Origin of the sequence: Rhodococcus sp. LB1, from assembly GCF_001583455.1 — a bacterium.
GTDB classification, from domain to species: Bacteria; Actinomycetota; Actinomycetes; order Mycobacteriales; family Mycobacteriaceae; genus Rhodococcus_F; species Rhodococcus_F opacus.
On the sequence record NZ_LTCZ01000101.1, the window covers coordinates 57,721 to 84,142 of the forward strand.

Consider the following 26,422-nt stretch of genomic DNA (forward strand, 5'->3'; position numbering starts at 1 on the left):
CCGGACCCGAGCTACCACGGCGTCGTCTACTCCGAACTCGGACCGCCTGCGTTCGCGCTCAAGGCTCGCGTGCAGCTGCTTCGCGACCTCGGTTCGGCGATCTCCCCGTTCAACGCGTTCCTCATCGCGCAGGGCCTCGAGACGCTGAGCCTTCGCATGGAACGACACGTGTCCAACGCGACCGCCGTCGCGCAGTACCTGGAGGCGCGACCGGATGTCGTGTCCGTCGGATACGCCGGGCTCCCGTCGTCGCCCTGGCACGACCGGGCCAAGCAGATCGCGCCGAGGGGTGCGGGCGCCATCGTGACGTTCGAACTGGCCGGCGGCATCGACGCGGGCAAGAAGTTCGTCAACGCGCTCACCCTCCACAGCCACGTCGCGAACATCGGCGACGTGCGCTCGCTGGTGATCCACCCGGCGTCCACCACACACTCCCAGCTGACCCCCGAGGAGCAGGCCGCCAGCGGCGTTACCCCCGGACTGGTCCGCCTGGCTGTCGGCATCGAAGGGATCGACGACATCATCGCCGATATCGAGACCGGACTTACGGCGGCGGCATCTTGACCGTGAGCGCTGTACAGAACCTGCCCGTGGCGGACGGACGCCTCGGCACCATCGACATCGGATCGCTCGAGCTCGAGAGCGGAACAGTGATCCCGTCGGTGTCCCTTGCCGTGCAGCGATGGGGTGAGCTGTCCCCCAACCGGGACAACGTCGTGCTCGTCGAGCACGCCCTCACCGGTGACTCCCACGTCACCGGACCCGTCACCGACGAGCACCCCTCCCCCGGATGGTGGACCGGAATGGTCGGTCCGGGTGCGCCGATCGACACCGACGAGTGGTGCGTCGTCGCGACCAACGTCCTCGGTGGCTGCCGCGGCACCACCGGTCCCGGTTCGATCGCCGAGGACGGGCGCCCGTGGGGCAGCCGCTTCCCGGAGATCTCCATCCGCGACCAGATCGCGGCCGAGAAGAAGTTCACCGACCTGCTGGGCATCGACAAGGTGGCGTCCGTCGTCGGTGGTTCGATGGGCGGAATGCGCGCGCTCGAGTGGGCCGTCACGTACCCGGACCAGGTGGCGTCGGCGCTCGTACTCGCGGTCGGGGCCCGCGCGACCGCCGACCAGATCGGCACGCAGACCACCCAGATCGCGGCCATCACCAGCGACCCCGACTGGCAGGGCGGCGACTATCACGGCACCGGCCGGATCCCCCGGGCCGGTCTGCGCATCGCCCGCCGGATCGCGCACCTGACGTACCGCACCGAGAGCGAACTCGACTCCCGGTTCGCGAACTCGCCGCAGGACGGCGAGGACCCGTGGCGCGGCGGACGGTACTCCGTCGAGAGCTACCTCCAGCACCAGGCCGACAAGCTGGTCGGCAGGTTCGACCCGAGCACGTACGTGCTGCTGTCCGAGGCCATGAACCGGCACGACGTGGGCCGCGGTCGCGGTGGCATCGCCGCGGCACTGGGGACGATCACCGCCCCCGTCATCGTGGGCGGCGTCGACTCCGACCGTCTGTACCCGATCCGCCTGCAGGAGGATCTGGCCGACGACATCCCCACCTGCGACGGTCTGCGGGTGCTCAACTCGCGGGACGGCCACGACGGGTTCCTCACCGAGGCCGCCGCCGTCGCGAAACTGCTCTCCGAGACGATGCAACTGGCACGCGCCGGACGCTGACACCGGCGCCGGACGACGCCCGCTCGGACCGCTAGTCGGTTCCGAGCGGGTCGATCGACACGGCCAGCCACACGATCGCGCCCCCGACGGCCACGAGCGCGCCCACGTCGAAAGGCTTGCTCCGCACCGCGAGCAGTCCGACGCGCTCCGACGGCATCATCAACCGGAAGACCGCCGCGAGCAGCGTGGCGACACCGAACACGAACGCGCCTCGTCGCCACCGATCCGCAAGCACGAACACGACGGCCACGACGATGACGACGAGGACTGCGAGCATCGGCAGATTCTTCTTCGCGAACTGCCCCCAGTCGGCCATGTCAGCCGAGAGACGCTGCGACACGCTCGGCCCGCTCCACGACGTTGGTCAGCAGGAACGCACGGGTGAGCGGCCCGACGCCACCGGGGTTCGGGGACAGGAAGCCGGCGACCTCGGCGACGTCCGCCGCCACGTCGCCGCGCAGTCCGTCCTCGGTGCGGCTCACACCCACGTCGAGCACCGCGGCACCGGGCTTGACCATGTCGGCCGTGACCAGACCGGGAACACCCGCGGCCGCGATCACGATGTCGGCGCGGCGGACCTCCGCTCCGAGGTCCCGCGTACGGGTGTGGCAGAGGGTGACGGTGGCGTTCTCGCTGCGCCGGGTGAACAGCAGACCGATCGGGCGACCCACGGTGACACCGCGACCGACGACGACGACGTGTGCACCCTCGATCGGCACCTCGTACCGGCGCAGCAGGTGCAGGATTCCGCGCGGCGTGCACGGCAGCGGCGCTTCCTTGCCCAGCACCAGCCGGCCCAGGTTGACCGGGTGCAGGCCGTCGGCGTCCTTGTCGGGGTCGATGCGCTCGAGGGCGGCGTTCTCGTCGAGCTGCTTCGGCAGCGGGAGCTGCACGATGTAGCCGGTGCAGTCCGGGTTGGCATTGAGCTCGTCGATGGTGGCGTCGAGCTTCTCCTGCGTGATGTCGCCGGGCAGGTCGCGGCGGATCGAGGTGATCCCGACCTTCGCGCAGTCGTTGTGCTTCCCGCGCACGTAGGCGGCCGACCCCGGGTCGTCGCCCACCAGAACGGTGCCGAGACCGGGCGTGATGCCCTTGTCCTTCAGGGCGCTCACCCGCACCTTCAGGTCTTCGAAAATCTCGTCGCGGGTCGCCTTGCCATCGAGGATCGTTGCAGTCACGTGCCCCATTCTCTCAGGTTCGCCATACGCGCGTCAGGTCGGTTCCACCACGAGCCCGTTGGCCGTCGCGTACGCGATGGCCTGGGTGAGTTCGATCTGCGCCTTGTCCAGCGAGACCGCCGTCCACAAGTTCGCGTCGATGCGGGCGCCGCGCAGGTCCGCGCCGTCGAATTTCGCGCCGCCGGTGCGGGCGCCGAACAGGTCGGCCGAGCGGAGCACGGCGCGCCGGAGGTCCGTGCGGACGAGGTTGGCCTCCCGGAACCGGCAGTCCGTGAAATCGAGTCCGCGCAGGTCCGCGCCGCCCAGCGACGCGAGCGTGAAATCACACTCGTCGAAGACCATCGGGCGCAGCCGGCAGTTGTCGAATTCCGACCCGAGGAAGCTGCAGTTACGGAACTCGCTGTGCCACAGCGTCGTTCTGGTGAACGAGCACGAGCGGAACGCCGTCCCCACATGACGCGACTCGGCGAGGTCGGCGCCCGTGAAATCGCAGTCGGTGAAGATCACCGACTCGGTGCGGAGTTCACTCAGGTCGGCGTCACGGAAGTTGCATTTCGTGTAGTGCCGCCGCTGCCAGTTCTGCGCGGGGAGTCGTGCGTCGCCGTAGTCCTCACCCACCACCTTTTCTACCGGATCCATGCGTCCATCATGCCGTCTCGCGGTGTGCCCCTAAGCTGTGCGGGTGTTCCGAGTGATGTTCCACGAACCCCGAATCCCACCCAACACCGGCAACGCCATCCGCATGGTGGCAGGCACCGGGTGCGAACTGCACCTCGTGGGTCCACTCGGATTCGACCTGTCCGAGCCGAAACTCAAACGCGCCGGACTCGACTACCACGACCTGGCGTCGGTGACCGTGCACGAGAACCTGGAGGCGGCCTGGGCTGCGCTGGAGCCTGCGCGGGTGTACGCCTTCACCGCGCACGCCACCGTGTCGTACGCCGACATCGCCTACCAACCCGGCGACGTTCTGCTGTTCGGTCCCGAACCCACCGGACTGTCGGAGGAAGTGCTGGCCGATCCCCACGTGACGGAGCGGCTCCGCATCCCCATGCTGCCCGGCCGGCGATCGCTGAACCTGTCGAACGCCGCCGCCCTCGTCACGTACGAGGCGTGGCGGCAGCACGGATTCAGCGGGGCCGCGCTGTAGCTCCGACGGCTGCGGCCCCGACACCCGCGCCCGCGCCGGCACCGAGCGCGATGTCCAGGAAATCGCGCGCCGCACCCTGAACACCGCGCACCGGGTCCCAGACGGCGGAGAGCCGCCGCGGAAGCGTCAACCCCTCCACCTGAACGGAGGCGAGCCTGCCGTCCGTCAGGTCGGCGGCCACCGCCAGCGACGACAGCACCGCCGGAGCGTTACCCGCCACGACCGCCGCTTTCACCGCCGTGCACGACGTCAACTCGAGCAACGGCGGGACGCACTGCGGCACCGCGTTCTCCAGGGTGGTGCGTGTTCCGGAACCGGACTCCCGCTGGATCATCGGCGTCGCGGCGAGTTCGGACACGGGAATCGGCGACCGTCGGACCCATTCGTGCTCCGGCGGCACCACGACCACGAGGTGGTCGCGGCCGATCTCCCGCACCTGCAGCCCCGCCGGAATGTCCGGACCCTCGACGAACCCGAGATCCGCCTCACCGGACAGCACCCGGGCGGTCACCTCGGACGAGTTGAGCAGCCGCACGTTGGTGACCACGTTCGGGTACTTGCGCCGCATCGCGACGGTCCACCCGGGGACCAGGTACTCGGCGATCGTCATGCTGGCCGCCACCGTCAGCCCGGCCTGCCGCTCGCCGCGCAGCGCCGCGACTCCCGACGCCAGTTCCTCGGCCGTGGCGAGGATGTGGCTCGCCCATTCGAGGATGAGTGCGCCCTCCGACGTGGGCCGCACCCCGCTGGCACCGCGGCTGAACACCTTGATACCGAACTGCCGCTCGGCCGAACGCACCCGGGCGCTGACGGCCTGCTGGCTGAGCCCGTGTTCGCGCCCCGCCGCGCCCATGCTTCCGAGCCGCTCGACGGACAGCAGGACGTCGAGGGCACTGAGTTCGGGCACTCGGGGAGACAGCGGCACAACCCAAGGCTAGTCCCACAAACGCGATTTGTGGGTATTCAACCACAAGCCTTCTACCGGCCACGACGATGCGTCGGCAAGCTCTAGGTATGACCCCGAATTGGTTCGCAGCAGTGATGGGCACCGGCATCCTCGCAGTCGTCGCCGCGGCATTTCCGGCCGGCCTTCCGGTCGCCCGGACGGCCGGCGAGATCTTCTGGCTGATCGCGGTGACGCTGCTCGTCGTGCTGACGACCGCACTGGCGCGGCACTGGATCCGTCGCCGTGACGACGCACTCGCGGACGCGCGCAGCCACACGATGTTCCCGTTCTACGGCGCCGTGTCGATGGCGGTGCTGACGGTCGGAGCCGGCACCGGATCCGCCGGTCGCGAACTTCTCGGCGGTGTCGCCGTCCCCGCGTCGGCCATCCTGTGGACGGTCGGGACCGTCATCGGGCTCGTCACCTACGTCGTGATGGCGCGCCGGCTGACCCGGCCCCACCAGGTGACCCCGGTGCCGTCCTGGCTCATGCCCGTCGTGCCGCCCATGGTGTCGGCCGCCACCGGTGCCGCACTGGTCAAGCACCTCCCGGACGGCGCACCGCAGATCGCGATGCTGGCGGTCTGCTACACACTGTTCGCGCTGGCGCTGGGCGCCGCGCTGACCGTCGCCGTCGTCGTCGGACGCCATTTGCTGAGCAACGGGCTCCCCGACACCCCGCTCGTGCCCACGCTCTGGATTCCGCTCGGCGTGATCGGACAATCGGTGGCGGCGATCAATCTGCTCGGCGGGGCATCCGGCCACACGTGGCTCCACTCGGTGGGCGTGGTCTACGGGACCACGGTCGGCGCACTCGGCATCCTCGCCCTCGTGACCCTGGTGACGGTGACCGCCAGAGCTTTTCGCCGCGGGTTGACGTTCACGCCCAGCTGGTGGAGTTTCACGTTCCCCGTTGGCACCTGCGCGCTGGGCGCGAACTCGCTGGGCGGCGCGCTGGACTCGGTCGTGATCGTCGGCGCAGGCGTGACCCTGTGGTGCGCGCTCGTCCTGATCTGGAGCACCGTCGCGGTCCGCACACTGCGGCACGCCGCCGGGCAACGGGGTGGGCGCGTGGTCCGCGACGACCCCGCGGCCCACGCCCTCAGCGCGGTCCGCTGACCGCGAACCGTGATGCGGGTGTCAGGCGCCCGACTCGACGGGACGTCCGGACTGCATCCACGCGGACGTCCCGCCCGCGACCGACACGGCGTTGATCCCCCGCGCGTTCAGGTACTCCGCCGCCTGCAGGCTCCGGCCGCCCACCCCGCAGATCACGTAGACGACCTCGGCTTCCGGGATCTCGTCCACGCGCGCGACGAACTCACTGAGCGGAATCAGCGTCACACCCGGCACCCGCGCCTGGGCGTACTCGTCGGCTTCGCGCACATCGATGACGGGGGCACCCGACGCCAACGCGCCGTCCAGGGCATTCAGGTCGACTTCGATCATTGCGTCTTCGCCTCTTCTCGTTCCGGCGCCGGGCCCGGCGGTGGGCCGGGCGGCCTGTTGTACATCCGGCGCAGACGGTACGCGCCGTACACGACCAGTGCGATGACGGCCACGAAACCGAACCAGGGAATCAGCGCCCCCACGACCACGGCACCGCCCTTGAGCGCCGACAGCAGGGCGTGCCAGCCCGCGACGAGCCCTTCCCAGAAGTTGTCCGGACCGGGACTGGGCTGCTCGGCATCCGTGGTGGTGACGTCGATCATGAGTGTCGCCAATGCCACCTGGTCGCTCAGCGACCGCTTCTGGGCGGTGAGGCTGTCCAGTTCGCCCTGACGCTCCGACAACGCCCTCTCGGCCTCGATCAGATCCGCGGTGTTCGCCGCCGACGTGATGAGCCCCTGCAGCCGGGTGACGGACGCCGTCAACGCGCCGATCCGGGCGTCGAGATCCTGCGACTGCATCGTCACGTCGCTCTTCGTGACGCTGACGCTGGTGACCTTGCCCAGTTCCCGCAGATCGTCCAGCGTTCGGGTGAGCGAATCGGCGGGCACGCGGATGGTGAGGGAACTGCTCGCGTCCTGATCGTCGGAGCCGGGCTGTTCGGTGAGCTGGTCGACGCGTCCGCCCAGATCGTCGACCTTGTCCACGATCTGCCTGCCGACGGCCACCGGGTCGTCCGCCGTGAGCGCGACCTGACCGGTGATGATCTCCTGGCGGTCGGTGGGCGCCTGGTCCTTCGCGGGTTGCTGTACTGCGCCACCGATCTCCATCTGGCTCGAGTCCCCCGGTGTCGGGGCGGGCGACGGTTGGGAGGAATCACTGCCGGGACCACCACACCCCGCGAGCGCCAGCGAAGCCACGACGATCGCCGACAAGACGTATCTCCTCATGTCCGAATGCTAGCGGTGCCCGCTCATCTGAAGTCCCTGGATTTGGCGGACACCCGCAAATCCATCAGCTGCAGCCGATCCGCCACCACCGTCACCGCCCCCTCCGCGTTCTGCACCTTGCCGCGGACCAGCAGTGCGGGCGCCGTGTTGGCGAGCTTGCGGTACTTCGCCCACAACCCCACCGAACACACCACGTTGACCATCCCGGTCTCGTCCTCGAGGTTGATGAACGTGACCCCCGCGGCCGTCGCCGGGCGCTGCCGGTGGGTCACCGCCCCACCCACCAGAACCCGGTCGCCGTCGGGGACATCGAGCAGGTGCGCCGCCGGGACCACCCCGAGCGCGTCGAGTTGCGGGCGCAGGAACTGGGTAGGGTACGTGTCCGGGGACACCCCGGTGGCCCACACGTCCGCCGCGGCCAGTTCGAGATCGCTCATCCCCGGCAGGGTCGGCGCGCGGGTGGACGCCCCGATCCCCGGCAGCCGGTCGCGGCGCTCCCCCGCCGCGGCGCCCGCCGCCCACAACGCCTCCCGGCGGGACAACCCGAAACTGTCGAGAGCACCTGCGGTGGCCAGCGATTCGGCTTGCGCCGTGCTCAGTTCCACCCGGCCGGTGAGGTCGAGGAACGACGTGTACGGCCCTCCGTCGCCGCGGGATTCGACGATCCGCTCGGCCAGCGCGGTCCCGATGTGCCGCACCTCCCCGAGCCCGAGACGCACCTCCGTCCCGCCCGCCTCGACGGTGGCGTGGGCGAGACTCGCATTGATGTCCGCGCCGTGCACCTGCACCCCGTGCCTGCGGGCGTCGGCCACCAGCGACTGCGGCGAGTAGAACCCCATCGGCTGCGCCCGCAGCAGACCGGCGCAGAACGCCGCCGGGTGATGCAACTTGAACCACGACGAATAGAACACCAGGGCGGCGAAACTCTGCGAATGACTTTCGGGGAAACCGAAATTCGCGAAGGCGTACAGCTTCTCGTAGATCCGGTCGGCCACATCGTCGCCGATCCCGTGCATCTCCCGCATGCCCTGGTAGAGCCGCCCCCTCAGCCGTTCCATCTTCTCGGGCGACCGCTTGGAACCCATGGCCCGGCGGAGCTGGTCGGCCTCGGCCGGGCTGAAACCCGCGACGTCGACCGCCATCTGCATCAACTGCTCCTGGAACAGCGGCACACCCAGCGTCCGCTTCAACGCCTTCTCCAGGGACGGGTGGTCGTAGGTCACCGGTTCGAGCTTGTTGCGGCGTCGGATGTACGGGTGCACCGATCCGCCCTGGATCGGACCGGGGCGGATGAGCGCCACCTCCACCACCAGGTCGTAGAAGTTCCGCGGTTTCAGCCTCGGCAGGGTGGCCATCTGGGCCCGCGACTCCACCTGGAACACCCCCACCGAATCCGCCCGCTGCAACATCTCGTAGACGGCCTCCTCGGAGAGGTCCAGCTGCGCCAGATCCACCTCGATGCCCTTGTGCTCGGCCACGAGGTCGATCATGTAGTGCAGCGCGGACAGCATGCCGAGGCCCAGCATGTCGAACTTCACCAGACCCACCGCCGCGCAATCGTCCTTGTCCCACTGCAGCACACTGCGGTTCTCCATGCGCGCCCACTCCACCGGGCACACGTCGGCGATCGGCCGGTCACAGATCACCATGCCGCCCGAGTGGATGCCGAGGTGCCGCGGAAACCCCTCGATCTGAGCGGCCAGTTCGAGGACGGCGGGCGGAATGTCGGTGCCGACCTCCTTCCCGATGCCACCCCAGCGGCTGACCTGTTTGCTCCACGCGTCCTGCTGCCCCTGCGAGAAACCCAGCGCCCGGGCCATGTCCCGCACCGAGGACTTTCCGCGGTACGTGATGACGTTCGCCACCTGCGCCGCGTACTGGCGGCCGTACTTGGCGTAGACGTGCTGGATGGCCTCCTCCCGCCGATCGGATTCGATGTCGACGTCGATGTCCGGCGGGCCGTCGCGTTCGGGCGAGAGGAAACGTTCGAACAGCAGTTTGTTGCGGACGGGATCCACGTTGGTGATGCCGATGGCGTAGCAGACGGCGGAGTTGGCCGCCGAACCCCTTCCCTGGCAGAGAATGTCGTTGTTCTTGCAGAACGACACGATGTCGTGGACCACCAGGAAGTAGCCCGGGAAGTTCAGCCCGGTGATGATGTCCAGTTCGTGCTCGATCTGCCGGTAGGCCTCCGGGCGGTCCGCCGGCGCACCGTAACGGCGGCGCGCCCCGTCCATCGTGAGCTGCCGCAGCCAGCTCGCCTCGGTGTGCCCGTCGGGCACGTCGAACGGTGGCAGTTGCGGCGCGATGAGCCGCAGGTCGAACGCACACTCCAGCCCGAGGTGCGCGGCACCGCGCACGGCTTCCGGGTATGCGGCGAAGAGGTGCGCCATCTCCTCACCGGACCGCAGGTGCGCTCCCCCGGCGGGCGCCAGGTGCCCGGCCGCGTCGTCGAGGCTCTGCCGGGCCCGGACTGCGGCCATCGCCATGGCCAGCCTCCGGCGCGGCGGTCCCGCGAAGTGCGCCGCCGTGGACGCGATCACCCGAAGTCCGTGCTGCTGTGCGAGTTCGGCGAGGTCGGCGTTGCGCTCACCGTCCTCCGCGATGCCGTGATGGGTGAGTTCCACCGTGACCCGGTCGGCCCCGAACCGGTCGATCAGCTCCCGCAGCCGGGCGGCCGCGGCGTCCGGGCCACCGTCGGCCAGCGCCTGACGCACATGCCCCTTCCGGCACCCGGTCAGGATCTGCCAGTGCCCCCCGGCCGCGTCGGTGAGACGGTCGAGGTCGTAGCGCAGCTTGCCCTTCTCCCCGCCCGCGAGATGCGCCGCCGCGATTTCCCGGGAGAGCCGCCGGTACCCCTCCTGACCTCGCGCCAGTACCAGCAGATGCGCGTCGTCCAACGTCAGTTCGGACCCGAACACGGTGCGCATGTTCAGTTCCTTCGCCGCCTCCGCGAACCGGACCACACCGTAGAACCCGTCGTGGTCGGTGAGTGCGATGGCCTCGAGACCGAGCCGGACGGCCTCCTCCACCAACTCTTCCGGCGGGGAGGCACCGTCGAGGAAACTGAACGCCGAGTGCGCGTGGAGTTCGGCGTACGGAACGGTGGAGCCGGCGCGCTCCTGACGGCCCGCCCGGTACTCCCCCCGCTTGCGGGACCACGCGGGGCTGTCCCCGCCGTCGCCCGGATACAGCGACTCCGGGCTGACCCGCCCCGGCCTGCCCGACAAGACGCGCTCCATCTCGGACCACGTCGGCGGACCGTTTCCCCAACCCATCTGGCACACCTCTTCATGTCGCGCACGTGCCGTGCCGTGCCGAAATCATGGAAGATGCCGCTGGGGAAGGCGCATCATTCGAACGGGAGTTCGAACTCATTCAGTTTGCCATCACCCGCGCGGACCGGTCAACGCGGGCCACCCGGATTTCACGTCACGAGCGCGGCCAGACCTCTCAGACGGTCCTCGGCCGGCCTCCTCGGGCAGCTCACACACTTGCCCGACCCGGGGGTCTCGTAGATCAGGCAGCACGACGCGCGCTGCGTGAACCGGCTCGACAGTGCCCCGGCCCGGACGTCGACGAACCGCGGGTCCGGCATCACCACACCGCCGCGGCGGAGTGCGTCCACCAACCCCCGGGCGAAGATGCTGCCGCGTGCGCGATCGCCGCACGCCGTTCCCGCGTCGAGCGCCCGGTTGGCGATCGAATCCGTCGTGATCGCCCACATCGCGGCCCGCCGCACCCCGGACGCCTCGGCGAGAGCGTCGATGATCGGCGTCAGTGCGGCGGCCATCTCGGACGCCAGCTCCGACAGCCCCTCGGTGACCGGCAGTGCCGACGACGCGGTCAGGCCGCCGAGGTACCCGTCGTCCCGCAGGAATGCCACGGCGTCGCCGAGCCGCGGCCGGGCGGCGACCCCCGTGACGAGCGCGGTCGCGATCGGAATCCCGGTCAGTGTCGAGCTGGCCGAATACCACCACAGGGTGCCGTTGACCCGGGGATCGTCGCTGCCCCACCGCCTCGCAGTGTCCTCGACCCGGTCCGCGAGCCAGCCGGGATCGGTCAAGCGCACGGCCGGGAACGAGGAGGCGCCGGAGTACTCGATCTGGTCGGCGATCATCGGGACGCGGCGGGCGGTCAGCTCGTACACACGCCGCAGTTGCTCATCCATCGGCCAACCCCAGGATCTCCATCGACAACCGCGGCGTCGACCGCACGATCGCGCGGATGCCGAACACCCCGCCGAGGACGGCGTCGTCCAGCACGTCGGCGGGCGGACCGGTGCTGATCACCCGTCCATCGTGCATCACGGCCAGCGTGTCGCAGTACTCGACGGCCAGCCGGAGGTCGTGCATGGTCACGACGATCGCCAGACCGTCGCACGCGAGGTCGCGCAGCAGGTTCATCACCGTCAGCTGATGCCGCAGGTCGAGGTGGTTGGTGGGTTCGTCGAGCAGCAGGACCCTCGGCTGCTGCGCGAGCGCCCGGGCGATCGACACCCGCTGACGCTCCCCGCCCGACAGTGCCTGGACGTCGCGACCGGCGAGTTCGGCCAGCCCCACCTGACGGACGCACGTTTCGACGATCTCGCCGTCGGCGCCGTTCGCCCGTTCGAACCAGCCCCGGTGCGGGACGCGTCCGAGCGAAACGGATTCGCGCACAGTCAGTCCCGCAGACACCCGCGGTTCCTGGGTGCTCGCCCCGATTGTGCGGGCCAGTTCCCGCCGGCCCAGATCGGCTGCGTCCGCTCCGTCGACGACGACGGCACCCCCGGTCGGGGTGAGCGCGCGGTAGCAGCAGCGCAGCGCGGTGGTCTTCCCGGAACCGTTGGGCCCGACCAACGCCAGCATCTCACCGGGACGCACGGAGAAGTCGACGCCGTGCAGCACCTCCCGCGACCCGAGTTCGGCGCGGACCCGTTGCAGACTCAGCGCGGTCACCGATCGGCCCTCCGATACTGCCGGTAGAGCATCCACACGAAGATCGGCGCTCCCACGAGCGCGGTGACGACACCCACCGGAACCTCGATGCTCCGCGCGACCGACCGCGCGGCCGTGTCCGCCGCGACCATCGCGATCGCGCCGAGGAACGCGACGACGGGCAGCAGCCTGACCGCCCGTGCACCGACGACGTATCCGGCCAGGTGCGGCACCAGCAGACCGATGAAGCCGATGCCGCCCGCGACGGACACGGCGGCCCCGGCCAGCATCGACACACCGAGCAACTGCACCACGCGGAAGCGCCGCACGTTCATGCCGAGGGCGGCGGCGCCGTCATCTCCCGCCTGCAGCAGGTCGATACGGCTCGCGCTCAGCATCATCGCGGCCCCCACCGTCGCGAGTGCCACGGCCGGGAAGATCGCCGTCGACCAGCGCGAGTCACCGAAACCGCCCGCCAGCCAGTGCATCACCGAACTCAGTTGATGCTCGTCTGCGACGACCAGGATCGAGAACGTGATGAGAGCCGAGAACACCTGCGCCGACGCGACACCCACGAGGATGACGGCCGTCGGCTGCGGATACCGTCCGCCGATCGCCAGCGACAGGAACAGCGGCACCATCGCGCCCAGGAACGCCGCGACGGGAATGGTGAACGAGCCGAGCGCTCCCACCCCGAGCCCGAGCACCGTCACCACCACCACGCCGAAACCTGCACCCGAGGACACGCCGAGCAGATAGGGATCGGCCAGTGGATTGCGGGTCACCGCCTGCGCCACGGCGCCTGCCAGGGCCAGCGCCGCACCGACTGCCGCCGCGGTCAGCGCCCGCGGCAGCCGGGAGTCGAGGACGATCGACTCCCGCGCCTGCGACCACCAGGACTCGAATGCGCCGGGTGCCACCCGGTGCGCGACGATCGCCCAGACGTCGCCGACCGGGATGCGCACCGAACCGAACGACACCGCGAGGCCGACGACGAACAGGGTCGTCAGTGCGAGCAGCACCATCAGGCCCACCAAGCCGAGGCGTGCGCGGGCCGGGTGCGGCGCCTGCGCCGGTGGTGCCGCACGTTCTGCGGTGACGGTCATCGCGCGCCGACGACGTCCGGATGCAGTGCCCGCGCGATCGTCTCCACCGACCGCACCAGGCGCGGGCTCTCGAAGAAGTCGTCGAGCGGCACCACGACGAACCGGCCGGCCTTCACTGCGGGTGTCGTCGACATGATCGGGTGCGATTTCAGGAAGTCGATCTTCGCCTGAGCACTCGTCGTGCCGTAGTCGAGGACGACGATCGCCTCCGGGGCGCGTTCACCGATGATCTCCCAGGTGGACTTCGAATACGGCTTCTCCCCCTCTGCGAAGAGGTTGGCCGCACCCGCGTGGTCAGCGATCAGCTGGCCGACTCCCACCCCGCCGATCGTCAGCGGGACGTCCTCGCCGGAATCGTAGAAGAACGTCGGAACCGGGGCGGTGCCCGCGATCTCGTCGCGCACTGCCCGCAATCCGGACGTCACCCGGTCGGTGATCGCCCGTGCCTGGTCCGGGACTCCGAGGATCTCGCCGAGCTGCATGTAGTCGCTGCGCAGCAGACCGATGTCGGGGAAACCCTGCCCGCAGTACTCGGAGAACAGGAAGGTGGGAATGCCCTGGTCGCCGAGGGATTCGCGCGACCGCCCCTCCTTCTCGTCGAACGCGCTCCGCATTCCGCCGACCACCAGGTCGGGGTCGAGGTCGAGGATCTGCTCCCGGGTCGGGTATTCCTTCGCGAGTTTCGGGATCTTCGCGAAGGCGTCCGCGAACTCCGGCAGCGGGGTCGCGTCGCCGTAACCCGTGCCGACGATGCGGTCGCCGGCCCCCATCTCGATCAGCACCTCGGTGACGTGATCGTTCATGCTGACGATGCGCTGGGGCGGGGCGTCGAACGTCTCCGTTCGATCGCAGTTGGTGACGGACACCGGCTCGGCGAAGGATTCGGCGGAAGCGGTCTGCCCCACGGACTCCCCGCGCGAACAGCCGGCGACCACCAGCGCGGCCACAGCGAGCGTGACCAGACCGGTACTTCTGAACAACTGACCGTGCATGTAAACCTCATTGCGGCTCAGAGCCACGAATGAGAAGTCAGCAGACGCCCTGTGCGGCGCCTGCAGGACTCCGCTTCGTAGACCACGACGAAAAGGATGTCGCACACCCCACGCCGGGTAATCGGGCTCGCCACCGAAATGATCTGGTGGCCTACCGTTGCGGGTCAGCGCCGGATTCGGACCGGCTTCCCCCGTGCGTGTGGCTGCAAGTGCGATGCCGAGTATGCACGATTTGCCGGGAGCCGCATCACACCCCCGTCGGTGACACCCCGATCCGCACTACAGTCGGCAGTCGCAGCTGCCCGCCCCAGACACGCCGGAGATGACGCATGACACGTTGGGCCTCGACCGTTGTTTCACGCAAATGGTGGGTCCTGAGCCTCGCCGTCGTCGCCGTTCTGGTGAGCGGCGCGTGGGGCACCGGTGTCTTCGCGAAACTCAGCTCTGGCGGGTTCACCGATCCCGGTAGCGAATCCGCCGAAGTGGCCCGGATCGTCCAGGACAACCTGGGTCCGCAGACGCCGGACATCATCGCCATCTACACGGCACCCGACGGGAAGACCCTGGACGACATCGGTCCCGAGGTCACCGCGAGTCTCGACCGGTTCGCCGCCGAGGTGCCGACGTATTCCGTGACGTCGTACTGGACCGCGGACGCGGCGAGGAAGCAGCTGATGGTGTCGGAGGACGGCACCAAGGCATCGGCCGCGATCACCGTCGACCCCGACGCCGGGATCACCGCCGCCACGTTCGACGACCTGCTGCCGAAGCTCGAGGTGGAGGGCATCGACACCGAGTTCGCGGGCAATTCGGTGGTGGGTGTGGCGTTCAACAACCGGCTGCAACAGGACCTGGTGCTGGCCGAGGCGATCGCGCTCCCGATCACTCTCGTGTTGCTGGTCTTCATCTTCGGCGGACTGGTGGCCGCGGCCGTTCCGGTGTTCGTCGGGCTGCTCTCGATCTTCAGCGCCCTGGCCACCCTGCGCCTGCTGACCCTGTTCACCGACGTCAGTTCGTTCGCGATCAACGTGGCGTCCCTGCTCGGCCTGGGGCTCGCGATCGACTACGGCCTGTTCATCGTCGGACGTTTCCGCGAGGAACTGGAGTCCGGCGCCGACGTCGCGGAGGCGACGCGGCGCACCGTCCTGACCGCGGGCCGCACCGTGCTGTTCTCCGGTCTGCTTCTCGTGTGCGCGTTCTCGGGCATGCTCGTATTTCCGCAGGACGTGATCAAGTCGCTCGGGTTCGGTGCGATGGCCGCGGTCGCGAGCGCGGCGCTGCTGTCGCTCACCGCAGTCCCGGCACTGCTCGCGATCCTGGGTCATCGCATCAACGCACTGACCTGGCGCAAGGATGCGGCGCAGCGTGGGGAGGTTCGCGCCCGCACGTTCTGGGGCTCCGTCGTCACGTGGGTGATGCGGCGGCCGGTCGCCATCGCGGTCGGCATCGTCGTGGGGTTGATGGTCCTCGCCTCACCCCTGCTCAGCGCGTCACTCGGCGAGGTCACGTACACGGCGCTGCCGGAGAACGATCCCGCCCGCATCGCCACCGACACTCTCACCACCGAATTTCCCACCACCGGAAACGGCGCCACCCTCATTCTCCGGGGCACCGACGGCACGGCCCCGACCGCCGCCGACGGCGCCGCGGTCGCCCAGGCCGCCGGCCAGGTGGAGGGCATCGGGGCGGGCACCGTCGTCGCGTCCGGCAACGAGCTGGTCGCGGTCCAGGCCGTCTACTCCGAGGGCGTCACGACCGACGACCAGAGCGCCGCGGTGGACGGTCTCCGTGCCATCACGCCACCCGAGGGAACCGAACTCCTCGTCGGCGGCGGTCAGGCGACCGTCGACGACGGGAACGCGGCGATCGTGCACTGGATGCCGGTGATGATCGCGATCATGGTGGGTTCGACGCTCGTGCTGCTGTTCCTGGCGTTCGGCTCGGTGGTGCTGCCGATCAAGGCGGTCGCGATGGCGGGGCTGAGCCTCGCCGCCACATTCGGTGTGCTCACCTGGATCTTCGAGCTGGGCCACGGCGCAAGTCTGCTCGGGGTCAGTCCGGCGCCGCTGGAGGCGACGTTCGTGGTCCTCATCCTCGCCGTGGTCTTCGGCCTGTCGACCGACTACGAGGTCTTCCTGATGTCGCGCATGGTCGAGGCGCACGAGGCAGGCGCGACCACGGAGGAGGCGGTGCGCTTCGGCACCGAGCGCACGGGCCGCATCGTGACGGCCGCGGCGCTGCTGCTCGTGGTGGTGACCGGTGCGTTCACCATCTCCGGTCTGTCGATCATGCGGTTCCTCGGTGTGGGCATGATCGTCGCACTCGTCGTCGACGCGACGGTGGTCCGCATGCTCCTCGTTCCGTCCCTCGTGAAGCTGATGGGCGAGGCCAACTGGTGGGCCCCGGCCTGGATGAAGAAGGTGCACGCCAAGGTGGGTCTGGGCCACTAGTGCATTATCTTACTTTGGAGTAAGTTCGGGTCATGGCCACCTACCTCGTCACCGGCGGAACCGGATTCCTGGGTCGGCACGTGCTGCCCCTGATCCTCGACCGCGATGCATCAGCCGAGATCCACGTCCTCGTCCGGCGCGCGTCCGTTGCGCGCTGGGAGGCGCTCGTCGACGGCATGCCGGGCGGCGAACGGGTGCATCCACTGATCGGCGACCTGACCGAGCCCGGCCTCGGACTCACCTCGGTGCCGGCGGCCGACCACGTCCTGCACCTCGGCGCGATCTACGACCTCACGGCGGGCGACGAACAGGCCACCACGAACGTCGACGGCACCCGCTCGGTGATCGCGCTGGCCCGGGAACTGGATGCGACTCTGCATCACGTCTCGTCCATCGCCGTCGCGGGGGATCACGAAGGTCCTTTCAGGGAAACCGATTTCGATCTCGGGCAGGGATTCCCCACCCCGTATCACCGCACCAAGTTCGAGGCGGAGAAGCTGGTCCGGGAAGCCGACGGCCTGCGATGGCGCATCTACCGCCCCTCCGCGGTGGTCGGCAGTTCGATCACCGGCGAGATGGACAAGATCGACGGCCCGTACTACCTCTTCCCCGCCATAGCGGCGCTCGCGAAGCTCCCCGCAGCCCTACCCGTGGCCGTCCCCCGGATCGGATCGACCAACGTCGTACCCGTCGACTACGTGGCCGCGGCCATCGTGAAACTGATGTCCACGCAGGGAAGGGACGGCCAGACGTTCCACCTCGTCAATCCGCGTCCCCAGCCGGTCCGCGAGATCTACGCCGCGCTCGCCAAGGCTGCCGGCGCACCGCATCCCGCGGCCGGACTGCCCGGCGGACTCGTCCGCCCCTTCCTCACTCCCACCCCCGACTCGGCCCTCGACACGGGCCGCAAGGTGGTGCTCGGCGCCCTCGGCATCCCGCCGGTACTCGTCGAGAACCTGACGCTGCCCACAGTGTTCGTGAACGACGACACCCGGAAGGCGCTGCGCGGCACAGGCATCGACGTCCCACGGTTCGCGTCGTACGCCGACCGGCTGTGGTCGTACTGGCGCGAGAACCTCGATCCCGATCGGGCGCGCCGGCCCCATCCGGCCGGACCGCTCGTGGGCAGGCACGTGGTGATCACCGGGGCGTCGTCCGGGATCGGCCGGAGTTCCGCGATCGCGACGGCCCGCAAGGGCGCGAAGGTCATTCTCCTTGCCCGGCGCACCGAGGAACTCGACGCCGTGGTGGCCGAGATCCGCGCGACGGGCGGCGACGCCTACGGCTACCCGTGCGACATCACCGACGACGAGTCGGTCGAGCACACAGTCAAAGTCGTTCTCGCCGAACACGATCACGTCGACATGCTCGTCAACAACGCCGGCCGGTCGATCCGGCGGGGCCTCTACCACTCCACTGACCGGCTCCACGATTTCGAGCGGACCATGGCCGTCAATTACTTCGGCGCGGTCCGGCTCGTCCTCGCCTTCCTCCCGCAAATGCGCGAGCGGCGGTTCGGGCACATCGTCAACATCAGCAGCGCCGGGGTCCAGGGCGCGACGCCGCGGTTCGCCGCCTATGTCGCCAGCAAATCGGCCCTCGACGGGTTCACCGACGTCGCGGCGTCCGAAACCCTCTCGGACGGAATCACGTTCACCACCATCCACATGCCACTGGTCGAGACGCCGATGATCGCGCCCACCGGCCGGTACAACGTCGGACCGATCACCTCGCCGGAGAAGGCGGCCGCGATGGTCGTCCGGGCGCTGATCGAACGCCCCAAGCGCATCGACGTCCCGACCGGCACGCTCGGGGAACTCGGCCACGTCTTCGCACCCGCCGTCAAGGACCGCGTGATGCACCAGATGTATCGCATGTTCCCCGATTCCCCGGCGGCGAAGGGGCAGAACACGGACGACGCGGCGCCGGCCCCCCAGCACACGCCGGAACCCCGCCACCACACGTCGTCGGTGCTCGGCCGCGCCGCCCGGAAGGTCGGAAGGCTGGTGCCCGGCACCCACTGGTAACCGCCTCAGGGGGCGAGGGCGCGGACTCCGGTGGCGACGACGGGTCGCACCGGCTTCGGCGCCGCCCCGCAGCTCGCCGGCCGGGGAGGCAGTTCCCGCTGATCCAGGTCGACGACCCAGCGGCGCCCGTCGCGATGCGCGACAACCGAGTTCGCGTCCACCGTGAGCTCGTCCGCGGCCGCGTCCACGAGATCGCGGACGGCGAGTTCCGCCACCTGCCCCGGCGCGTCCCAGCAACTGCGGCCGCGCAGCCCGGTCGGGTACACCTCGCCCCGGGCGGCGGCGCGGACCGCGTCGGCACTCTCCTGCGTCGACAGCCGGCCGTACGTGTAACCCGTCGGCAGCAGGATCAGCGAGGGCGCGAACCGATGCCCACCCGTGTGCGAGCACTCCCACACCGCGTCGCCGAACTCCGCGGCCAGACCCGCCGCGACCGGCCGCCCGAGGACGGCGCAGCACTGGTCCCTCTTCCCGTGCGCGCACACGAGGACGACCGGGTCCGTCACCGGCGTGCCCAGACCGGGTGCGGTTCCCGCGATCAGCCCGAGGTCCAGGTCGAGCAGGTCTTCCGGGAAGGCGATCTCGAGCCGCTCGCACCACGACCGCGCGGGATGCGACTGCGCCAGCAGCACCGTCCGCCGATCCGGGGCTGCGGTGCTGCGGCCCGGCCGGCGGATGAACATGACCCGCACCCCGGCGGCGTCGGCGCGGGCGTCCAGCTCACGGGCCAGGTCCGGTCCGAGCGCGGTGCCGTCGAGTACGTCCCGGCCCCAGGCGCCGGGGAACTCCAGGCACACCCAGCCCGTGACGTGCGCAGCGGTGCCTGCGAGGGGTTCGTCGGTCGCGGACAGAGCGGAGCAGGTGGCGGTGATCGTGTCAGGCACGGTGCCATTGTGTCAGTCGCGAAAATCGATCAGTCATGGAACTTCCTGCGCTCCGACAACTGCTGGACGAACTTCTCGATACGGCGGGCACGCGTCTCCGGGCGGGTGGCGTCCTGCAGGCGGTAGTAGACGGCGTACCGGTTGTGGCTGTCGAGTGTCGCGTAGAAGGCCTCCGCCTCGGGGTTCTGTGCGAGGGCGTCCAGGAAGTCCTGCGGGATCTCCGCCGCCTTCTGTCCCGCGTACGCGCGGTCCCAGCGGCCGTCGGCCCTGGCCCGCTCCACCTCCGCCGCGCCCGCGGGCTCGAGGAGACCGGCCTCGGCGAGTTTCTCCGCGAACTCCCGGTTCCGCTTCGACCACGGACTTCGCGACGAGCGCGGGGTGAACCGCTGCACGAAGAAGTCGTCGTCGACGCGGCGGACCTGGCTGTCGATCCAGCCGTAGCACAGCGCGACCTCGAGAGCCTGGTCGTAGTTGATCGACGTATGCGCCGACCCCTTCTTGGCCATCTTCAGCCAGATGCCGGGCGAGGAGTCGTGATGAGCGCCGAGCCATTCCCGGAACTCGGCCTGTCCGGAGAAGTACTCGACGCTGAGCTCGGCAGCACACATGTGCCCGAATCTAGCGGGAGAACAGCTTTCCCGCCCAGACCCGGACGAATCCCTGGGAGAGATATCCGAGCGCCCCGAGCGCGAGCACCCATTTGGTGACGCTGACCGCACTGGTGGTGCGCACGGTCGCGTCGGTGATGTGCTCGCGATGAGACAGCAGATACAGCCCGACGACGTTCTCGGCGTAGTCGCCCGCCGCGGAGATCACCGGGGCCGCCGCCAGCACCCTCTGCGTTCTCGCCGAGAGTGGTGTCAGCTCTGCCAGACGTCGTGCGCCCGTGCGCAACGCGACCGCGTAGATCACGGGATGGACGAAGTCCGGGTAGTAGTGACTGCGGTAGCGCGCCGTGTCGGCGGCGGTCATTCCGTCGAGGATCGCCGTGTAGGACCGGGCGGACCGGGCCGTCTGGATGTCGGCGAGCCGGGGTGCCACCGGACCGAGAAGCCGGACGATGTTCGCCTGCGAGATCACGAATGCTGCAGACCAGCCGATGAGTCTGCGGTCGAGTGCGGTGAGCGCCATGAGCCGATCCTGCCATCTGCCACTGCGACGCGTGCCTCAGCCCGCGCACCGCGACGCGTGCCTCAGCCTGCGGCCTCGGACATCGCCTTGGCATCCTCCTCGCCGAACTTCTCCTCGAGGGCCTCGGGTGAGTAATCCAGATCGATCTCCTCGACCGGGCGTCCGCGCGCAGACTCGATCGCCCCCAGCCGGCGCTGCGCCCGGTCTGCGGCGTACGCGATGAACTCCTGGTCGTCGAGCCCGTACGGCTGGACCTCGAATTGCTTGTTGACCCAGTCGATCATGCCCAGTGCCAACGGCATCAGCTCCGCCATCCGCTCCTGGACGACATCCCAGTTGCTGTCGTCGGCGGCGACGTGCCGGCGACAGGTGAACGTCCCCCACGCCATGTGGCGTCGTTCGTCGTCGCCGATCCTGCGGACGAGTTCCTGCATCCCCGGCAGGATCCCGCGCGTCGTGCACACCTTCTGCCAGGCGTAGTACCCGGTGAGCGCGAGACTGCCCTCGATGACGTGGTTGTAGGTGACGCTGGCCCGCACCTGATTGGCCGGGCTGGGATCGGTCTCGAGCACCTTCAGCGATCCCGGCAGCTCCTCGTAGAACAACTGCCGGTAGTACGGGTTCTCGGCGACGAAGGGATGCAGGTCGCGTGTCAGGCCCACCGCATCCATCCACAACCGGAACACCTGGGTGTGCTTGGCCTCCTCGAAACAGAACTGCGTCAGGTACATCTCGTCCCCGAATCGCCCCTCGGCGGCCATCGCCTTCATGAACGGCTGGATGTCCTCGGTGACCGCTTCCTCACCGGCGATGAACTGCGCGACCAGATACGTGGAGTTGCGCTGCTGCTCCGAATTCAGTTCCTCCCAGTCCTCCGCGTCCCGGCTGAAGTCGAGGTCCGTGGGGTTCCAGAACTTGGCGTTCCCCTTCGTGAACAGCCGCAACGGGAACGCGTCCCAGTTGAGGCCTCCCGCGCGGAGCGAGCTGAACCCCTGCCTGCCGGGCGCGTAGGGGCGTCCGGGCGTAAGTGTCGACATCGTTGGCCTTCTTCCGGACGTGCGGAAGACGTCGTCGGACGCCCCGCAGCTTCGGGTCGCTCGTCGTGACAACCGTCTCGTTCCGAGCCCCCGCTTCGGTTCCCACGCTAGTCCTGCCGAAGCCGTCACGGTTTACATTTTCGGACTTTTTGTCAGCTCGTCTCAGGCTTCATCAGGAACGGCAGGACCGCCGCCGCGAAGTCGTCGTAGCGGTCGCGATGAATGCTGTGCCCGCTGCGGAACACCACCACCCGGCAGTTCTGTATCGCCGCCACCGCGGACTCGAGTCTGCGCGGATCCACCATTCCGCCCGGACCGCCCCGCAGGATGAGCGTGTCGGCCTCGATGTCCGGCAATCTGTCCCACCACAACGGATCCGGGCGGCGGAACTGCTCGAGCGCCGAGCCCGTCATCGACCGATCGAAGGCGAACGCCGCCCGCGGATGCCGGATCAGGCTCGTCGTCGCGTGCCACAGTTCCGGCAGCGACGGCAGCCGATTCGCGAAGACCTGTTCCGGGTCACCGGGACGCAACGGGAGCGGCGCCTCCTCGATCACCAGCCGGCGAACCAGCCCGGGACGGACCTGGGCCGCGAGCGACGCCGCATGACCACCGAGGGAATGCCCGACGAGATCCACCCGCGTCAGCCCGAGGTTGTCGCACACCTCCACCACGTCGGCGCCGAACTCCTCGAACAGATACGACCCGGCGCGGGCACTGCGACCGTGCCCCCGCAGATCCAGGACGAGGACGCGTCGCCCGCGGGCGACGAGTGCGCGGGCGAATCGGTCCCAGGTACCGCCGTCACCGCCCATCCCGTGCACCAGAACCACCGGCACGGGATGGACGTCCGACGACCCCGGCACCGAGGACTCGCCACTGTCTCGGTAGGCGATCTCGATACCGGTTCGCGTCGGGGTAGTCCTGCTCGTCTCCACGAGAATCCAGACTAGCGAGTACGGACATCCCGGCCGCGAACTACTGACCCGACCCGTACGGGCGGGTGATGATCTCCAGATAATGACCGGACGGGTCGAGGAAGTAGACGCCCCGCCCGCCGTCGTTGGTGTTGATGGTGCCCGGCAGCGTCTGCCGCGGATCCGCCCAGTGATCGAGCCCCCATTCGACGATCAGGCCGTAGATCCTGTCGAAGTCGTCCTCGCCGACGAGGAACGCATAGTGCTGCGGCTGGAATTCGATCGGCGGTTCCGCGAAGTCGAGAGACACCCCGTTGTCGAGGGCGACCGCCAGGAAATGGCCGGCGGGCACGGCGTCCGGCAGTCCGAACAACGTGGTGAAGAAGGACGCCGACTCCTGCTTGTTCTTGGCAGCGACGATCGTGTGGTTGAAAGAAATGGGCACAGTCGACCCTTTCGAGGTATGCCACGAACCGACGATGCAGCCGTGGCCGGCCTCCATGCCTGACGCTGTCCGCCACCGGCACGCGACCCTCTGCACAGCAAAGCATTTCGAACGGTCGGTTCGCAAGGGAGATCGGCAGGGCGGGTTACGCCGCCCGCCCCACGCGATAGCGCAACGTGACGACCCCGGAGTCGTACCCCTTCGACTCCAGCAACGTCAGCGCATGCATCCCGGTGTCCTCGTCGAGGAGCCTGCGTCCCTGTCCCAGCAGGATCGGCACCACGTGCAACTGGATTTCGTCGACCAGTTCGGCGGCGAGCAGCGACCGCGCGAGGGTGATGCTCCCCCACACGATGAGGTCGCCACCCGGCTCCTGCCGGAGTTGCTGCACCCGCTCGACGGCGTCGCCCGGCCACAGCTGCGCCGGCTCCCGATCCCCCCACGGGGCACTGTCCAGCGTCGAGGAGAACACGAGTTTCCGGATCGAGTTGACGGCCTCGGCCACGACCTCGCCCTGAGCCTGTTCGGTGGGCCAGTAGTCCGAGAACATCTGATACGTCTTACGCCCCAGCAGGGCGAGGTCCGTGTCGGCGAGCAGACGGAGGTTGTACCGGTCCACCTCACCGTAATCCGGCACCGCATCGAAGAAGTCCAGCTCGCCGGACCGCCCGGCGACGAACCCGTCGAGGCTCGTCAATTCCTGGACGACGACCCTGCGGTGCGGCGCGTCCCGCTCCGTGTCACTCATAGATTCCCTCCACCGACCATCGGCCTGCCGTGCAGATCACCAGCAGCGCCCGCGACTCTTCCAGCAGCACCTGGGCCCGGGCCGCCGTCCGGGCGGCCGGAGGGTCCCACCACCGCTCGTCCACCGGCCACGGTCCGGCCCATCCGCACACCGCCCACTCTCGGCTCCCCCACCGCAACCGCGCGGGAGGCGCGCTGAACACACCACGTTCCGTGACCGTCACAGCCATACCCCGCTCGTCCGACATCCACACCTCCGGATACGCGGTCAGCACCGCGGCAGGTGCCGGTTCCGGCAACGTGCCCGGCCACGGCTCCGACGGATCGTTGCGCGGAATCAACTCGTCGCCCAACGGCAGCAACGTGATGCGCTCCGCCGGGCCCCGCCCACCGCTGAGGACCCCCACCTGCACGGCTTCCCCCCCGAGCAGGCCCTGCACCCGCACCAGAGCCCGCCGGGCCCGCTCGTCCTGGTCGCCGACCCCACCCCACAGCCCCAGCTGCAAGGCTCCGGCCGCCACCACTTCCACCGGTTCGAGCCGCAGGACGGCGATACCGGCGGTGGGCCGCTTCTCGCTGCGCCCGGTCAGCCACCCGTCCAGCTGCCACCGCACCCGGTCCGCCGTCGCCTCCGGCGTCAACGGTTCCGCACATCTCCAGATCCGGGACAGTTGCTCACCGTTGCCGGTGCTCGCCGAGATCGACAGCCGGGTGCAGGCCACCGCGGCGTCCGACAGTGTGCGATGAAGCTTCTCCGCCAGCGCACGCCCCGCGAAGGCAGCGGCGTCGACCCGTTCGATGACGGGATCGCACCGTTCCTCGACCTCCAGGTCGGGAGGCAGCGACCGCCCCGACGGGGGGCGCTCCGGCTCACCCCGCGCGGCCCGATGCGCCAGCACAGCATCGGTTCCGAACCGCGAAGCCACATCGCCCGCCGACAGCGCGGCGAAACTGCCGATCGTGCGCAACCCGAGCCGGTGCAGCAGATCGACCAGCTCACCGCGGTGAGGTGCCGCGAGGCTCGGCTCGGCGGCCAGTTCCCGCATCGGGAGCGGCGCCAGGAAGGCGGACCCCTCACCGGGTGGCACGAGAGTTGCTCTGCGCGCGGCGATCACGGCCGTGGACAGCTCATCGGCGATACCGACCTGGCACTCCACCCCCACCGCCGACACCTGGTCCACCAACCGTTCCGCGGCGGCTTCCTCCGAACCGAAGTACCGGGCGACGCCCCGAGCGGACAGCACCACGAGCCCGGGTCGCAGCACCTCGACACCGGGCGCCACCGCGTCGACGGCCGAGGCGACCGGCTCGAACAGCCGCGCGTCGCGGTCGGGATCGGCTGCCACCACGTGCAACCGGGGGCACCGGGCCTGGGACTCGCGGCGGCGCAGCCCTCTGCGCACCCCGTCCGCGCGGGCCGGCGCCGAGCAGGCGATCACCCGATTGCCCGACGTCACCGCCACCGGATGCGTCGGCGGGAGGTCCGCAGCAGCAGCCGCCGCGACCGCGGGCCAGTCGGGGCACCACAACGCCAGCACCCGGCTCACAGACCCACCACCTCCACTCTCTCGGCGACGGGAGTGTGTGCGAGGGGCACCACCGCTTCCGGAGTGCTCACCCATTCCACCCGGCCCTGCGCCGACCGCACGTCCAGCCGGGTGGTGCGCGGCTGGAACGACCGCCCCCGGGCGCACACCGCCAGGCTGAGAGAACGCAACCGCCCGCATCCCCGGTCCTGAGATCCGTTGCCCAGTCCGGCGTAACCGTGCACCCGGGCTTCCAGCCGCATCTCCGCGCCGTCCCAGTGCCCGTCCGTGACGACCAGGGTCGACCCCTTGCTCCGGGCCCGGGCCACCACCGCACGCGCCCGGGACGGCGCCACCGACGCCCCTCCCAGTCCGAGCACCACCAGATCCATTCCGTCCAGCAGCACCGCGGCGATCTCCACCGGATCGGCGCCCGGGTCGGGGATCAGGGCCAGCCGTTCCAGCTGCGCCCCCATCTCGACCGCTGCCAGCACCCCGAGCCGGGGATGCCCGATCACCGCGACGTGTCCGCCGCCCGCGGTCACGGACGCGACCAACCCCAGCAGCAGCGACGTGGCACCCGACACCGACACCACCGAACCGCGCACCAGCCCGCCTCGGGGAAGGAGTTCGGCCAGCGCAGCCGGAACCGGGAGTACCCCGGCAGCATGGGAATCGGGTGCTGCGGAAGTACCCGTCGTGGGGAACGCACTCTCCACCGGGGCGCGGCTCGCCACCGATTCACCGCGCGCGGGAACAGCGGCCATCCGTCGTCGGAGGTAGTCCAGACGCTCCTGCCGGGACAGCCCGGACAACTCGGGAGACCCCGGCACCGGAAACCCCGGCTCGCCGGCCACTTCAGCCAACTCGACACCCCTGACACTCGGCACCAACAGCGGTCGGCAACCACGGGGAAGACGCGGCTCGAACAGACGCTTTGTTCG

At 69.5% G+C, this 26,422-nt stretch carries 26 protein-coding genes and 1 riboswitch; of the genes, 6 read left to right on the forward strand and 20 right to left on the reverse strand.

All coding sequences use genetic code 11. The annotated features are described in order from the left end of the window. A partial coding sequence (locus AZG88_RS53705) for a PLP-dependent transferase (RefSeq protein WP_231914041.1) occupies window positions 1-564 on the forward strand: 564 nt, incomplete at its 5' end. Next, complete coding sequence (metX, locus tag AZG88_RS16790) at window positions 561-1,685, forward strand: homoserine O-acetyltransferase MetX (RefSeq protein WP_061698312.1); 1,125 nt, start codon at window positions 561-563, stop codon at window positions 1,683-1,685. The genes AZG88_RS53705 and metX, both read left to right, overlap by 4 nt. Window positions 1,686-1,716: 31 nt before the next feature. On the opposite strand, the gene AZG88_RS16795 is transcribed toward metX, so the two are convergent. From AZG88_RS16795 to AZG88_RS16805, 3 genes are read right to left on the reverse strand one after another with little or no spacing between them, the layout of a single operon-like run. Continuing rightward, window positions 1,717-2,001: a DUF3017 domain-containing protein gene (locus tag AZG88_RS16795; protein ID WP_005239865.1), complete on the reverse strand. Its 285-nt coding sequence runs from the start codon at window positions 1,999-2,001 to the stop codon at window positions 1,717-1,719. Window position 2,002: 1 nt separating this feature from the next. After that, window positions 2,003-2,863 (reverse strand): bifunctional methylenetetrahydrofolate dehydrogenase/methenyltetrahydrofolate cyclohydrolase, encoded by an 861-nt coding sequence (locus AZG88_RS16800; RefSeq protein ID WP_005239862.1) that lies wholly within the window; start codon window positions 2,861-2,863, stop codon window positions 2,003-2,005. A 33-nt stretch (window positions 2,864-2,896) separates the two neighbouring features. Next, complete coding sequence (locus tag AZG88_RS16805; protein WP_061698313.1) at window positions 2,897-3,502, reverse strand: pentapeptide repeat-containing protein; 606 nt, start codon at window positions 3,500-3,502, stop codon at window positions 2,897-2,899. Between the two features lie 43 nt (window positions 3,503-3,545). On the opposite strand from AZG88_RS16805, the gene AZG88_RS16810 reads away from it, so the two are divergent. Next, complete coding sequence (locus AZG88_RS16810; protein WP_025432262.1) at window positions 3,546-4,013, forward strand: tRNA (cytidine(34)-2'-O)-methyltransferase; 468 nt, start codon at window positions 3,546-3,548, stop codon at window positions 4,011-4,013. Here the strand turns inward: AZG88_RS16810 and AZG88_RS16815 are convergent. Then, complete coding sequence (locus tag AZG88_RS16815) at window positions 3,994-4,938, reverse strand: LysR family transcriptional regulator (RefSeq protein WP_005239857.1); 945 nt, start codon at window positions 4,936-4,938, stop codon at window positions 3,994-3,996. The genes AZG88_RS16810 and AZG88_RS16815 overlap by 20 nt on opposite strands. A gap of 89 nt (window positions 4,939-5,027) precedes the next feature. Between AZG88_RS16815 and AZG88_RS16820 the strand changes: the two genes are divergently transcribed. Further along, window positions 5,028-6,077, forward strand: coding sequence for a TDT family transporter (locus tag AZG88_RS16820; RefSeq protein ID WP_061042049.1), 1,050 nt, complete (start codon window positions 5,028-5,030; stop codon window positions 6,075-6,077). A 21-nt stretch (window positions 6,078-6,098) separates the two neighbouring features. On the opposite strand, the gene AZG88_RS16825 is transcribed toward AZG88_RS16820, so the two are convergent. From AZG88_RS16825 to AZG88_RS16855, 7 genes are all read right to left on the reverse strand, one after another. Then, window positions 6,099-6,407 (reverse strand): rhodanese-like domain-containing protein, encoded by a 309-nt coding sequence (locus AZG88_RS16825; protein ID WP_005257071.1) that lies wholly within the window; start codon window positions 6,405-6,407, stop codon window positions 6,099-6,101. Further along, window positions 6,404-7,297, reverse strand: a complete 894-nt coding sequence (locus AZG88_RS16830; protein WP_005239852.1) for a DUF4349 domain-containing protein — start codon at window positions 7,295-7,297, stop codon at window positions 6,404-6,406. Before AZG88_RS16830 ends, AZG88_RS16825 begins: the two co-directional genes overlap by 4 nt. Before the next feature lie 23 nt (window positions 7,298-7,320). Further along, window positions 7,321-10,575 (reverse strand): error-prone DNA polymerase, encoded by a 3,255-nt coding sequence (locus tag AZG88_RS16835; RefSeq protein ID WP_025432261.1) that lies wholly within the window; start codon window positions 10,573-10,575, stop codon window positions 7,321-7,323. Between the two features lie 149 nt (window positions 10,576-10,724). Continuing rightward, complete coding sequence (locus tag AZG88_RS16840; protein ID WP_005239847.1) at window positions 10,725-11,468, reverse strand: (2Fe-2S)-binding protein; 744 nt, start codon at window positions 11,466-11,468, stop codon at window positions 10,725-10,727. Next, complete coding sequence (locus AZG88_RS16845; RefSeq protein WP_061042050.1) at window positions 11,461-12,237, reverse strand: ABC transporter ATP-binding protein; 777 nt, start codon at window positions 12,235-12,237, stop codon at window positions 11,461-11,463. The genes AZG88_RS16840 and AZG88_RS16845 overlap by 8 nt, the downstream gene beginning before the upstream one ends. Continuing rightward, the gene (locus AZG88_RS16850; RefSeq protein ID WP_061042051.1) at window positions 12,234-13,322 is read right to left on the reverse strand and encodes a FecCD family ABC transporter permease; all 1,089 of its coding nucleotides are present in this window, start codon (window positions 13,320-13,322) and stop codon (window positions 12,234-12,236) included. Before AZG88_RS16850 ends, AZG88_RS16845 begins: the two co-directional genes overlap by 4 nt. Continuing rightward, entirely contained in the window at window positions 13,319-14,314 is a 996-nt protein-coding gene (locus AZG88_RS16855) for an ABC transporter substrate-binding protein (protein WP_025432260.1), read from the reverse strand. Before AZG88_RS16855 ends, AZG88_RS16850 begins: the two co-directional genes overlap by 4 nt. 95 nt (window positions 14,315-14,409) lie before the next feature. Further along, window positions 14,410-14,541: riboswitch (cobalamin riboswitch) on the reverse strand. Between the two features lie 102 nt (window positions 14,542-14,643). On the opposite strand from AZG88_RS16855, the gene AZG88_RS16860 reads away from it, so the two are divergent. Together AZG88_RS16860 and AZG88_RS16865 are read left to right on the forward strand one after the other, a co-directional pair. Beyond that, window positions 14,644-16,764, forward strand: a complete 2,121-nt coding sequence (locus tag AZG88_RS16860; RefSeq protein ID WP_005239839.1) for an MMPL family transporter — start codon at window positions 14,644-14,646, stop codon at window positions 16,762-16,764. Between the two features lie 32 nt (window positions 16,765-16,796). Continuing rightward, the gene (locus AZG88_RS16865; RefSeq protein WP_005239833.1) at window positions 16,797-18,791 is read left to right on the forward strand and encodes an SDR family oxidoreductase; all 1,995 of its coding nucleotides are present in this window, start codon (window positions 16,797-16,799) and stop codon (window positions 18,789-18,791) included. A gap of 5 nt (window positions 18,792-18,796) precedes the next feature. Here AZG88_RS16865 and AZG88_RS16870 read toward each other — a convergent pair whose 3' ends face one another. The 9 genes from AZG88_RS16870 to AZG88_RS16910 form a co-directional block, all read right to left on the reverse strand. Further along, a complete protein-coding gene (locus AZG88_RS16870) occupies window positions 18,797-19,675 on the reverse strand; it encodes a sucrase ferredoxin (protein WP_005239831.1) in 879 nt (292 codons plus the stop codon). Window positions 19,676-19,704: 29 nt separating this feature from the next. Continuing rightward, on the reverse strand, window positions 19,705-20,283 hold the full coding sequence (locus tag AZG88_RS16875; protein WP_005239823.1) for a YdeI/OmpD-associated family protein: 579 nt from the start codon (window positions 20,281-20,283) through the stop codon (window positions 19,705-19,707). A 10-nt stretch (window positions 20,284-20,293) separates the two neighbouring features. Then, entirely contained in the window at window positions 20,294-20,806 is a 513-nt protein-coding gene (locus tag AZG88_RS16880) for a hypothetical protein (protein WP_005239822.1), read from the reverse strand. Between the two features lie 62 nt (window positions 20,807-20,868). Then, on the reverse strand, window positions 20,869-21,843 hold the full coding sequence (locus AZG88_RS16885) for a R2-like ligand-binding oxidase (protein ID WP_061042052.1): 975 nt from the start codon (window positions 21,841-21,843) through the stop codon (window positions 20,869-20,871). 152 nt (window positions 21,844-21,995) lie between these two features. Next, window positions 21,996-22,781 (reverse strand): alpha/beta fold hydrolase, encoded by a 786-nt coding sequence (locus tag AZG88_RS16890; RefSeq protein ID WP_061042053.1) that lies wholly within the window; start codon window positions 22,779-22,781, stop codon window positions 21,996-21,998. A 40-nt stretch (window positions 22,782-22,821) separates the two neighbouring features. Then, window positions 22,822-23,205: a VOC family protein gene (locus tag AZG88_RS16895; RefSeq protein WP_005239815.1), complete on the reverse strand. Its 384-nt coding sequence runs from the start codon at window positions 23,203-23,205 to the stop codon at window positions 22,822-22,824. A gap of 145 nt (window positions 23,206-23,350) precedes the next feature. Then, window positions 23,351-23,953: a dihydrofolate reductase family protein gene (locus AZG88_RS16900; RefSeq protein ID WP_005239813.1), complete on the reverse strand. Its 603-nt coding sequence runs from the start codon at window positions 23,951-23,953 to the stop codon at window positions 23,351-23,353. Then, the gene (locus AZG88_RS16905) at window positions 23,946-25,499 is read right to left on the reverse strand and encodes a DNA polymerase Y family protein (RefSeq protein ID WP_025432259.1); all 1,554 of its coding nucleotides are present in this window, start codon (window positions 25,497-25,499) and stop codon (window positions 23,946-23,948) included. Before AZG88_RS16905 ends, AZG88_RS16900 begins: the two co-directional genes overlap by 8 nt. Further along, window positions 25,496-26,335 (reverse strand): hypothetical protein, encoded by an 840-nt coding sequence (locus AZG88_RS16910; protein WP_061042054.1) that lies wholly within the window; start codon window positions 26,333-26,335, stop codon window positions 25,496-25,498. The genes AZG88_RS16905 and AZG88_RS16910 overlap by 4 nt, the downstream gene beginning before the upstream one ends. Window positions 26,336-26,422: the final 87 nt, after the last annotated feature.

Bases quoted from the DNA above. Each gene is read 5' to 3' on its own strand.
- AZG88_RS16850 (WP_061042051.1), bottom strand. From the start codon at position 13,322: ATGACCGTCACCGCAGAACGTGCGGCACCACCGGCGCAGGCGCCGCAC.
- AZG88_RS16840 (WP_005239847.1), bottom strand. From the start codon at position 11,468: ATGGATGAGCAACTGCGGCGTGTGTACGAGCTGACCGCCCGCCGCGTC.
- AZG88_RS16830 (WP_005239852.1), bottom strand. From the start codon at position 7,297: ATGAGGAGATACGTCTTGTCGGCGATCGTCGTGGCTTCGCTGGCGCTC.
- AZG88_RS16860 (WP_005239839.1), top strand. From the start codon at position 14,644: ATGACACGTTGGGCCTCGACCGTTGTTTCACGCAAATGGTGGGTCCTG.
- AZG88_RS16865 (WP_005239833.1), top strand. From the start codon at position 16,797: ATGGCCACCTACCTCGTCACCGGCGGAACCGGATTCCTGGGTCGGCAC.
- AZG88_RS16820 (WP_061042049.1), top strand. From the start codon at position 5,028: ATGACCCCGAATTGGTTCGCAGCAGTGATGGGCACCGGCATCCTCGCA.
- AZG88_RS16835 (WP_025432261.1), bottom strand. From the start codon at position 10,575: ATGGGTTGGGGAAACGGTCCGCCGACGTGGTCCGAGATGGAGCGCGTC.
- AZG88_RS16805 (WP_061698313.1), bottom strand. From the start codon at position 3,502: ATGGATCCGGTAGAAAAGGTGGTGGGTGAGGACTACGGCGACGCACGA.
- AZG88_RS16885 (WP_061042052.1), bottom strand. From the start codon at position 21,843: ATGTCGACACTTACGCCCGGACGCCCCTACGCGCCCGGCAGGCAGGGG.
- AZG88_RS16825 (WP_005257071.1), bottom strand. From the start codon at position 6,407: ATGATCGAAGTCGACCTGAATGCCCTGGACGGCGCGTTGGCGTCGGGT.
- AZG88_RS16795 (WP_005239865.1), bottom strand. From the start codon at position 2,001: ATGGCCGACTGGGGGCAGTTCGCGAAGAAGAATCTGCCGATGCTCGCA.
- AZG88_RS16855 (WP_025432260.1), bottom strand. From the start codon at position 14,314: ATGCACGGTCAGTTGTTCAGAAGTACCGGTCTGGTCACGCTCGCTGTG.
- AZG88_RS16900 (WP_005239813.1), bottom strand. From the start codon at position 23,953: ATGAGTGACACGGAGCGGGACGCGCCGCACCGCAGGGTCGTCGTCCAG.
- AZG88_RS16875 (WP_005239823.1), bottom strand. From the start codon at position 20,283: ATGTGTGCTGCCGAGCTCAGCGTCGAGTACTTCTCCGGACAGGCCGAG.
- AZG88_RS16880 (WP_005239822.1), bottom strand. From the start codon at position 20,806: ATGGCGCTCACCGCACTCGACCGCAGACTCATCGGCTGGTCTGCAGCA.